This is a genomic window from Stutzerimonas stutzeri (assembly GCF_024448935.1).
GTDB lineage: Bacteria > Pseudomonadota > Gammaproteobacteria > Pseudomonadales > Pseudomonadaceae > Stutzerimonas > Stutzerimonas stutzeri_AO.
This window is the reverse complement of record NZ_JAMOIE010000132.1, coordinates 1-9,510: the sequence shown is the minus strand read 5'-3', so window position 1 is coordinate 9,510 and position 9,510 is coordinate 1. Positions and strand designations below refer to the sequence as shown.

The window sequence follows — 9,510 nt, the reverse complement described above, 5'->3', positions numbered from 1 at the left end:
GATGAAAAAGCCCCGTTATCGACGGGGCTTTTTCGTATCGCCGAGCGTTAGCTCTGGATCATCGAGATGACCTTGTCACGCAGTTGAGGATTGTTCTGCACCGCCTGGTTGATGGCGTTGTACTCCTCGATGCTCAGGTCGTTGTTTTCAACTGTCTCCATCATCTTCTGGTTGGCCTGTTGCTGCAGTTGCTGCGCTTCGGCCGGGTCACCGGTCTTCTCCAGCTTGGCGGTGAAGTCCTCACGGATTTCCATGATTTCGCCCAGCGAGTCGGCAAATTTCTCCAGCTCCTTGTCGCTGATGTCCGACGCTTGCATCGCCGGCGCCGCTTGAGGGGCTTGCGGCTGGCTCGCCTCCTGCGCGGCAACCTGGGAGGCGCCGGCTGCCATGAGCAGGGCAAACAGGCTGGTGGACACGAGGCGAGTATTGAACTTGATCATGGTGATAGTCCTGATAGTGGAAAAGACGAACGAGCCATTGCATCAGCTATGCCACTGACCGCTTATCGCCGCTAACCGACTGATTTCGTTGAGCTACGACCATCCGTCCCGTCGGCCTCGACGATCAGGTGTGCGCTGTGTATGGTGCCAGAATGGCACATGTAGCAGTTTGGCAGCGAACCTCGACGTTGCGCGGGGCGTTGCTCCTCAAGGTGGTCATTCCCCTCGTCGCGATCATGCTCGGCTTCAGTTACCTGTTGCTGTGGACGGTCGAGCGCAACAGCGAGCGGCGTTTGCAGGAGGAGGTCGAACTCGTAGCCCGCGCCGTGCGGCTGCCACTCAGCGACAGCCTGGAAAAGCAGCACGACCGGACCGCACAACAGGTGCTCGAGTCTGTGCTCGGTGTCGGCCGTGTCTATGGCGCTTACCTGTACGACGATCAGGGGGCGCTGGTGGCGTTCGCCGGCGCCATCGAGCCGGACCAGGACCAGTCCTCGATCCAGCGGCTGACCGCTGACGGCAAACGCCGTGGCGGCTATCAGCGCATCCGCGGACGTGAGGTCTATTCCTACTTCCTGCCGCTGGAGCAGAGCGGTGGGCGCATCAACGGGCTGTTGCAGGTCACCCGCCGCTGGAACGATTTCGAGCGTGACATCCGGCAGCTGCGGATGATTGCCGGTATCTGCGCGGCGGTGCTGGCGCTGACGGCCGTCTGCATCGTCCTGCTCGGCCACTGGTCAGCCATCGGACGGCACTTGAACGAACTGACGCAGAGCATGGCACGGGTGGCCGCCGGCGAGCGCAAGCACCGTGCCCCGCGCAGCGGCCCGCAGGAAATTGCCGTTCTCGGCCAGGCGCTGAATCAGATGCTCGACAGCATCGCCGATGCCGAGCAGCGCATGGCCGAGCAGAAGGCCCGCGAGGCGGAACTCGAGGCGCGCCTGCGACGCTCTCAGCAGCTCGCCGCGGTGGGCCAGTTGGCGGCGGGCGTCGCTCATGAGCTGGGTAGTCCGCTGAGCGTCATCGATGGCAAGGCCCAACGCGTGTTGCGCAGCGAGAGCCTGGAAGATGGCCCGCGCAAGGGGCTGTTGCAGATTCGCAGCCAGGTGCAGCGCCTGAGCGGGATCGTCCGTCAGTTGCTGGACTTCGGTCGCGCGGCGGGGCGGCCGCCGCGCCGCATGCCAGCTGATGTGCTGGCCCATTCGGCCGCCGCGGCGGTCGCCGACGAGCTCGCGGCTCTCGATGTCCAGCTGCAGCTCGAGGCCCCGCCGGATCCGCTGCACTGCGAAGTCGATCCGCCGCGTTTCGAGCAGGCGTTGACCAATCTGCTGCGCAACGCGGCTCAGGCCAGCCCGGGCGGGCAGGTGGTCCTGCGCTGGTGGGCAGCTGCCGACAGGCTGTTGTTTCAGGTCGAAGATGACGGTCCAGGCGTCGCCGAAGAGCACCGCGCGGCCTTGTTCGAGCCCTTCTTCACCACCAAGGCGGTGGGCAAGGGCAGTGGCCTGGGGCTGGCGGTAGCGCACGGCGTCGTTGCCGAGTGTGATGGGCATATCGAACTGGTTGCGGGTTCGCTGGGCGGTGCGGCTTTTCGTATTTCACTGGCGCTGGCCGATGAGGAGCAGGGCAATGCAGGCGGATGACAGTGCACCCCAGCGGGTTCTGGTGGTGGAGGATGACGACAGCCTGCGCCAGCTGCTGGTAGAGGAGCTGGAAGACCGCGCACTGCAGGTGCAGGCTGTGGCAACCGCGGAGGAGGCCCTGACGCGGCTGGAGGGCTGGGAGCCGGATCTGGTGGTGAGTGACCTGCGCCTGCCGGGCGCCGATGGCATGGCGCTGCTGCGCAGGGTCAAGGCCATGCAGGCGGCACCGGCGTTTCTGGTGATCACCGCATTCGGCAGCATTCAGCAGGCGGTGGCCGCCCTGAAAGAGGGGGCGGACGAATTCCTGACCAAGCCGCTGGACCTGGATCATCTGGGGCTCGCGGTCTCACGCGCATTGGAAACCCGGCACCTGCGGGACGAAGTGCGGCGTTTTCAGCAATTGCTCAGCGACGACCGTTTCCACGGCATGCTCGGCCGCAGCCGGGTAATGCGCGAACTGTTCGACCAGATCCGTCAGCTGGCGCGGGCTGCCGGCCCCGTGCTCGTCATCGGCGAGAGTGGGACCGGCAAGGAGCTGGTGGCCCGCGCCGTTCACGCCGAGAGCGAGCGGGCACAGCGACCGTTTCTGGCGATCAACTGTGCCGGGCTGCCCGCCGAGCTGCTGGAAAGCGAATTTTTCGGACACGCTGCCGGGGCCTTTACCGGTGCCAGCCGCGCCCACAAGGGGCTGTTCCAGCAAGCCGATGGCGGCACCCTGTTCCTCGACGAGATCGGCGAAATGCCGCTACCCCTGCAAGCCAAGCTGCTGCGCGTGCTGCAGGAAGGCACCATCCGCCCGGTGGGCGGCGAGCGCGAACTGACTGTGGACGTACGCATCATCGCCGCCAGTAACCGGCCCCTGGAAACCGCCGCTGGCCGCGAGTCGTTCCGCGAGGATCTGTTCTTCCGTCTGGAGACCTTCATCCTGCCGGTTCCGCCGCTACGCGATCGCGAAGAAGACCGCGAATTGCTCGCCGCCGGCTTCGTCGCGCATTTCGCTGCGCGGGACAGCCGGCCGGTGCGGGGCCTGTCGCAGGCGGCACTGGAGCTGCTCAGATGCTATCCGTTTCCCGGCAACGTGCGCGAGTTGCAGAACGCCATGGAGCGTGCCGTGACCTTCTGCCATGGCCGCAGCATCGAGCCGGAACACTTGCCGACGCGCATCGCCGGTTACCAGCAGAGCGCACCCGAGGCGCGTTCCGATGACCTGCTCGGGGCCATGATCGACGGGCCCCTGCTGCCGACACTGGACGAGCTGGAAATGCGCTATATCCGCCACGTGCTGGAGCGGGTCGAGGGTAACAAGCGCCGCGCCGCTGCACTGCTAGGCATAGGCCGGCGTACGCTTTACCGACGTCTGGGCGAAAAGGAGCAGGACGACAGCGGCTGATCTCCGGGCGGGTCAGTCGCGCGCAGCTGCTGGATCGAGGTGCCTTGGCCTGATACATCGCGGTGTCGGCGCGTGTCAGCAGCTGGGTGATCGAGGCGGCATCCTCGGGATAACGGGCGGTGCCGATGCTGACGCTGACCTGACAAAGACGATCCTCCACGCCGAAGCCGCCGCGGCACAGGCCGAGCAACGCCTGAGTGAGTTCGGGCAAGCTGTCGCTTCCGGCCGCGACAACAGCAGGACGGCGAACTCGTCACCGGACACCCGCGCAAAGGCTGCTCCGATCAACGGGCGGTGTTCGGTTGTTTTCCTGATGCTACCCGAGGACGCGGCGAGCTCTGCAGCCAGGGTGCCAACAGCTTCGTCGACAGCGGGATGAACAGGTAAGTCATCAGCGGCGTCAGGGCCAGGGTGCTGAGCAGTATCCGTACCGCCAGACTCAGCTCGCCGAGCATGCCGCCAAAGATCATGTTGAACAGCAGCGAGACCGGAAAGAATGCCAGCCAGATCGCCACGCTCTGCTTCCAGCGTGGTGGCGGTGGGCTGTCAGTGCCGCCAAACCAGGCATCGGTGCCTTGGGCGCGTTGCTCGTGGGGTTGACCGAAGAGCTCGCCGCCGCGCTGCAGCCACGCTCGACGCGATGCGGAATACTCCCAGGAATCGAGTGTCTGCTCATCGGCGAAGCGGAAGACGATCTGAAATTCATCGTCGCCAGACGCAGGCGCCAGCACACCGGAGCCGAGATAGCCGGGAAAGTCCGCGGCCAGCTGTTCGCCCTCGTGCAGCCAGGCGAGGAGGTCGTGGTAGCGGCCATCGCGCACACGGCGGGCCACCATCAGGGTGACGGGTTGCGCAGACATTGTGTATCTCCAGCATCAGGCCGGTCACCCGGATAGGGCATTCGGCAAACGCAGCGCCGGGGTGGTGGGCTGCGGAACTGTTCACGCAAGGATCATGCCTTGGTAACCAGGCCTCGCCAGACCCGGTAAGGTCGGCGCAACCAGAGAACGACCTGCACTATACGCTGGTTTTCTGCACTTGAACGAGGCGCACCCTTTCCTCAACGGTGCATTACGGCTGCCCCCGAGGCTGTCCCTTGTACAGGGAGGCAAGTCGCATCGATGGGCAGGCAGCCAAGCCGTAGCAACTGAAATCATCCCAGGCAAACCCCGGTCAGTTGAAGCACGTCGCGTGATTGCTATCGCAGCCGATTCCCAAACGCCGCAAGTGCGGCTTCGCCGACCACGTCCTCAGCCAACAGGGGGAGCTGCTGCAAAGGCAGTTCCGGCAGCACCTGATGCAGTGTTTCAAGATGACGCTGTTCATGGGCGTGGCGTTCGGCGAGGAATGGACCGGCGTCGGCGGGGGAGCGTTTGTTCACGATCAGCCCGGCCACATCGATGCCGCTGCGTAGCAGCCGTGCATGCAGCTCGATGGTTTCCAGCACCGGTAGCCGCTCGGCGGCAAGCACGATGACGAAGGCACAGCGGTCGCGGTCCTGAATCAGGTCACGCAGCTGGCTGAAGCGCTCGCGGCGGCGGTAGAGCATCTGACGCACGCGCTGTTGGCGATCCTCGCCGTCGCCTGTTTCTCGACCGAGCACGCTTTCGCCCAGACCGCTATCGTCCCTGCCGAAATTGCGCAGTACATCGCCGAAGCGTCTGCTGCGTTCCTGTCGTTGTAGCAGCCCTTCGGTCCAGGCTGTCATCATTTCCGGCAGCGCCATCAGGCGCGAAGTGTGGCCGGACGGCGCGGTGTCGAAGACCAGCAGGTCGTAGTCGTCCAGCCCCTGGATAACAGTATCTGCGATGCGTTCGAGCAATGCGGCTTCGTGCATGCCGGGTGCGTCGCGGGAGAGCGACATGTGTTTGTCGACCTCGCCGGCCAGGTGCGGCGGCATCAGCCGGCGCAGGGCGCTGCCGACTTCGTCGAGGTGACGACGTACCGTTTCGTCGGGGTCCAGCTCCAGCCCGTCGAGCCCGGCTGCCAGGCGCACGACGCTGGAGCCAATGGAGCGGTTCCACAGGTGCCCGAGGTTGTGCGCCGGATCGGTGGAGACCAGCAGCACACGCCGCCCGGCCCGCGCTTGCTGGAGTGCCGTGGCGGCAGCGACAGTGGTCTTGCCGACACCACCCTTGCCGCCGATGAACAGCACCCGGCGCTTGGCGGCCAGTTCTAGCAACATCCGATATGGTCCAGCGGCGAATGCTCCATGCCCATGCGCAGGTGCCAGTCATGAAAGCGCTCGTAGAGTTCCGGCATCAGCTCCAGGGTGTACCAGGCGGCCGGGTTGGGTACGCCCAACGCTTCGGAGAACACCAGCAGCATGAACAGGTCATCCTCGTCGCGCCTGGCACGGGCAAAGGTGCGTCGGTAGGGCGCGACGTAGAACTCGCGCAGGCCATCGGCGAGACGCTCGAATAAGGAGGGGCGCTGGGTCACGGCAGCGGCTCATTGGTGGTCATGTCGGCTGCCGGGTCACGGCCTTTGCGCATGGCAATCACCGCTTCCAGCGTGACCCACAGCGCAGCGACCAGGATCACCACGTCCATGCCCAACAGCAGCCAGTTCTCGGCGCGGTAGAACTGGCCCATCTGCACCAGAAGCGCATAGATCGACATCGCCAGCAGGAAAACCAGCGGCACCAGGGTGTAGATTGCCGGACGGCCCTGCTTGATCAGCAATACGGTGATGATCGACAGCGTCAGCCCTGCCAGAAGTTGGTTGGTGGTGCCGAACAGCGGCCAGATCGCCATGCCGCCGCTGCCTTCGGAGCCGGCGCCGAAGGCCAGTGCCATGCACACGCCGACGGCAACCAGGGTGCCGACCAGGGTGTTGACCTTCACCCCGGCCAGCTCACCGGCCTCCTGAATCACGAAGCGCTGCAGACGCAGGCCGGTGTCCATGGTGGTGCCGGCAAAGAGTATCGCCATCACCGCGAGAATGGTGGCGCCGAGCTCCGCCGGCAGACCCAGGCCATTGGCGAGCAAAGTGCCGCCGCCCTGGACGAAAGCATTCACGCCGCCCTGACCGAACGCGGTGTAGACCTGCTGCCAGTCGAGCAAGGTGGCAAAACCGGCGGTGCAGCAGATGATGGCGGCGAGCGACAGCATGCCTTCGCCCACTGCGCCGAAATAGCCGACGAAGCGGGCATCGGTTTCCTTGTCCAGCTGTTTCGATGTTGTACCGGAGGCAACCAGCCCGTGGAAGCCGGAGATCGCGCCGCACGCGATGGTCACGAACAAGAGCGGCACGATGCTCGGGCTGTCGGCCGGTAATTCGACATTGTAGGCAGGAGCGACCAGCTCCGGCGCACCAAACAACACGGCCAGGTAGAGCAAGCCGAGCCCGACGAACAGTTGCAGCCCGTTGATGTAGTCGCGCGGCTGAAGCAGCACCCATACCGGGAGGAGCGAGGCAATCGCGGCGTAGGCGAATAGCAGCAGGATCCAGAACGACTTGGCGCTCAGCCCGAGAACGGTGTCCGGCAGCGTGACGGGGTAGGCGCTGCCCAAGAGGATCAGGAGGTAAAGCACGATCACGCCGCCCAGCGACGGCCACAGCAGCTTGACGTTGTAACGGTAGATCAGCTGGCCAATCACCAGCGCGACGACGATGGCGCCCCAAACCGGGATCACCGAGGTCGGCGTCGAGACCAGCAGGTTGGAGATCACCGCAGCAAAGGCGCCGTTGACCATCAGCAGCACCAGGAAGATCACGACGAGAAACAGGCTGCGCCCGCGCGAACCGATCAACCGGCCGCTAAGCATGCCCACCGACTGCCCCCTGTTGCGGACGCTAGCCCAGAGGGCGCCGAAGTCATGGATGCCCGCAAAGAAGATCGTCCCTAGCACGACCCAGAGAAACGCTGGCGCCCAACCCCAGATCACCGCTATGGCCGGGCCGACGATGGGCGCCGCGCCCGCGACGGACGTGAAGTGGTGACCCCAGAGGACGAACTTGTTGGTCGGCACATAATCGACACCATCACGCATGGTGTGGGCCGGCGTGCGGTAGTTCGGATCGAGGCGGTAGATCTTTTCGGCGATGAACTTCGAGTAGAACAGATACCCCAGCGACATCGCCGCCAGCCCCACAATCATCAACGCAATCGCACTCATCTGAAGGCTCCTCGATCGCGTGCCGAGACAGGCATCACGCAGGCTTGGGCTGCTGCCCGGAGAATCCATGCCACCCGCGCGGGTAGCGGTGAGAGGGGCAATGTAGCAGACGGCCAGCACTACGTCCATGCCACCTGCGCGGGTAGCGGTTTGTTGATGTCGGCGGTACCGACGTTGGTGATTCGAGCGGTCGCGGCCGAAAAGGTTTCGCCCCAGCGCTCAAGGACGGCCGTTGCGCCCTCGCCGATTACGTGCCGGCACCGGTGGTACGCCAGGCGCTGGAAGTGGCAACTCGAAACGGCATTCAGGCGGTGCTCGACCCGTCCTTCCCTGACCGGGTGGAGCAGGCGCTGTTGCGGGTTGCATCGTGCCGGCCAGCGGTCGGCTGATCATCGAGAAGTGCGCGGTGGTGCTGGTCAACGAGTAACGACCCGCGAGCGACGGGGATGCGCGTGTCAAGGCACAGCGACAGTTACCATCCGCCAACTATGAGCAATTGGAACAGGCGAGCAGCGAAGCCTGGCAAAGGCTGTGGCAGGGGCTCGCGCTCACTGCGGACGATCCGCAGCTGCAGCATGGGCTGAATTTTCATGCCTTTCACCTGCTGCAAACCGTGTCGCCACTCAGCGTTGGGCGGAACCTTGGCTTTCCGCCTCGGGGTTGGATGGAAAGCTACTACGGCCAGGTGTTCTGGGACGAACTGTTCGCCTATCCGATCCTCACGACTCATTGCCCGAACTCGCCAGAAGCCGGCTCGACTACCGTTATGCGCGCCTCGACAAGGCGCGCGAACGGGCCCGTCGCGCTGTGGGCTGCAGGGGCGCCATGTTCCCCTGGCGCAGCGCACGCCCGGGCGAGGAAGAGACGCCGCCGTGGCAGTGCAACCCGATGTCCGGTCGCTGGATGGCCGACCACACCCGCCTGCAGCGGTATATCGGCTCCGCCGTGGCCTATGATGCCTGGCAGCTGTATCTGGCCGCCGCTGACAAGGCATTGCTGGCCGGGCCGGTCGGTGAGTTGGTCATCGAAGTGGCTTGTTTCTGGGCCAGCCTGGCGCAGTTCGATGCGTCGCGGCAGCGCTACCTGATCTGCGGTGTGATCGGCCCTGACGAATATCACAACAGCTACCCGGACGCGGCCGAGCCGGGGTTGAACAACAACGCTTACACCAATCTGATGGGGCCTGTACGCTCGACCTCGCACCTGCTACCCCGCCAGACACTGCAGCAGCTCCTCGAGTGCCTGGGTTATCGCCATGACACCGCGTGCACACGCCACACCATCGCCTATCACCTCGCCCGCATCACCCATGAGTCGAGTTTGTCCAAGGTCGTCTGCGCCGGTGCGCTGGCGGGTATCGACAGCAAGGCGTCCTGGACCTACTACCAGCAGGCCCCTGGTCATCGATCTGGGTTTGCCAGGCAACAGTGGCACCCATGAAGGCATCCATCTCGGCGCCATGTGCGGCTCGCTCGACGTGTTGCAGCGACATTACCTCGGGGTTCGTCTGGAGCTTGATGGCCTGTACATCTTTCCCTCGCCACCGCCGCAGTTGCAGCAGATAGCGCTGTCACTGGTGTTCCGGCAGGCACGCCTGCATCTGCGGCTGGCTGACGGCTCGCTGTGGGTTCGCGCCGCCGATGAAAACCCGGGTTCGGTGCCGCTGCACTATGCTCAAGGCAGGTGCCAGCTGGGGCCTGGCAAGTGGCTCGAGATCGCCTTCCCGTCGCCGCAGGATCACTCGGCAACGCATTGAAACAAGCTAGCACGTCGATCCAGCGGAACGTCCGGACCAGAGTCCGGTGCATAACACAACGTGCCAGACAAGGCGACGCCGTGATGAGATCGGACGCGCTCGCCGATGGCTGGATGGGCTGGGTGATGATCTACGCGTGCAGCGGTCACCAGCGTAAGCGTCC

The 9,510-nt window shown here is 64.7% G+C and carries 9 protein-coding genes and 1 pseudogene; 4 read left to right on the top strand and 6 right to left on the bottom strand.

Translation table 11 applies throughout. The annotated features are described in order from the left end of the window. Positions 1-47: 47 nt before the first annotated feature. Entirely contained in the window at positions 48-440 is a 393-nt protein-coding gene (locus NA637_RS23030) for a DUF4168 domain-containing protein (protein ID WP_256074855.1), read from the bottom strand. Positions 441-592: 152 nt separating this feature from the next. Between NA637_RS23030 and NA637_RS23025 the strand changes: the two genes are divergently transcribed. Together NA637_RS23025 and NA637_RS23020 are read left to right on the top strand one after the other, a co-directional pair. Beyond that, positions 593-2,080 (top strand): sensor histidine kinase, encoded by a 1,488-nt coding sequence (locus NA637_RS23025; protein ID WP_256074854.1) that lies wholly within the window; start codon positions 593-595, stop codon positions 2,078-2,080. Next, a complete protein-coding gene (locus NA637_RS23020; protein ID WP_256074853.1) occupies positions 2,067-3,470 on the top strand; it encodes a sigma-54-dependent transcriptional regulator in 1,404 nt (467 codons plus the stop codon). The genes NA637_RS23025 and NA637_RS23020 overlap by 14 nt, the downstream gene beginning before the upstream one ends. A gap of 40 nt (positions 3,471-3,510) precedes the next feature. Here the strand turns inward: NA637_RS23020 and NA637_RS23015 are convergent. The 5 genes and pseudogenes from NA637_RS23015 to NA637_RS22995 form a co-directional block, all read right to left on the bottom strand. Beyond that, a pseudogene (locus NA637_RS23015) lies at positions 3,511-3,752 on the bottom strand (GGDEF domain-containing protein); the annotation flags it as partial. A 2-nt stretch (positions 3,753-3,754) separates the two neighbouring features. Then, a complete protein-coding gene (locus NA637_RS23010; RefSeq protein WP_256074852.1) occupies positions 3,755-4,330 on the bottom strand; it encodes an antibiotic biosynthesis monooxygenase in 576 nt (191 codons plus the stop codon). A 338-nt stretch (positions 4,331-4,668) separates the two neighbouring features. Beyond that, positions 4,669-5,655, bottom strand: coding sequence for an ArsA family ATPase (locus NA637_RS23005; RefSeq protein ID WP_256074851.1), 987 nt, complete (start codon positions 5,653-5,655; stop codon positions 4,669-4,671). Further along, a complete protein-coding gene (locus tag NA637_RS23000) occupies positions 5,646-5,912 on the bottom strand; it encodes a cory-CC-star protein (RefSeq protein WP_256074850.1) in 267 nt (88 codons plus the stop codon). The genes NA637_RS23005 and NA637_RS23000 overlap by 10 nt, the downstream gene beginning before the upstream one ends. After that, positions 5,909-7,591, bottom strand: a complete 1,683-nt coding sequence (locus NA637_RS22995) for a carbon starvation CstA family protein (RefSeq protein WP_256074849.1) — start codon at positions 7,589-7,591, stop codon at positions 5,909-5,911. The genes NA637_RS23000 and NA637_RS22995 overlap by 4 nt, the downstream gene beginning before the upstream one ends. Before the next feature lie 660 nt (positions 7,592-8,251). Between NA637_RS22995 and NA637_RS22990 the strand changes: the two genes are divergently transcribed. Together NA637_RS22990 and NA637_RS22985 are read left to right on the top strand one after the other, a co-directional pair. Further along, complete coding sequence (locus NA637_RS22990) at positions 8,252-9,031, top strand: hypothetical protein (protein ID WP_256074848.1); 780 nt, start codon at positions 8,252-8,254, stop codon at positions 9,029-9,031. Then, positions 9,006-9,347, top strand: coding sequence for a hypothetical protein (locus tag NA637_RS22985; RefSeq protein ID WP_256074847.1), 342 nt, complete (start codon positions 9,006-9,008; stop codon positions 9,345-9,347). The genes NA637_RS22990 and NA637_RS22985 overlap by 26 nt, the downstream gene beginning before the upstream one ends. The last annotated feature ends 163 nt before the right edge of the window (positions 9,348-9,510 follow it).

Coding starts and splice junctions, on each gene's coding strand:
- NA637_RS23030 (WP_256074855.1), bottom strand. CDS start 440: ATGATCAAGTTCAATACTCGCCTCGTGTCCACCAGCCTGTTTGCCCTG.
- NA637_RS23025 (WP_256074854.1), top strand. CDS start 593: ATGGCACATGTAGCAGTTTGGCAGCGAACCTCGACGTTGCGCGGGGCG.
- NA637_RS23020 (WP_256074853.1), top strand. CDS start 2,067: ATGCAGGCGGATGACAGTGCACCCCAGCGGGTTCTGGTGGTGGAGGAT.
- NA637_RS23010 (WP_256074852.1), bottom strand. CDS start 4,330: ATGTCTGCGCAACCCGTCACCCTGATGGTGGCCCGCCGTGTGCGCGAT.
- NA637_RS23005 (WP_256074851.1), bottom strand. CDS start 5,655: ATGTTGCTAGAACTGGCCGCCAAGCGCCGGGTGCTGTTCATCGGCGGC.
- NA637_RS22995 (WP_256074849.1), bottom strand. CDS start 7,591: ATGAGTGCGATTGCGTTGATGATTGTGGGGCTGGCGGCGATGTCGCTG.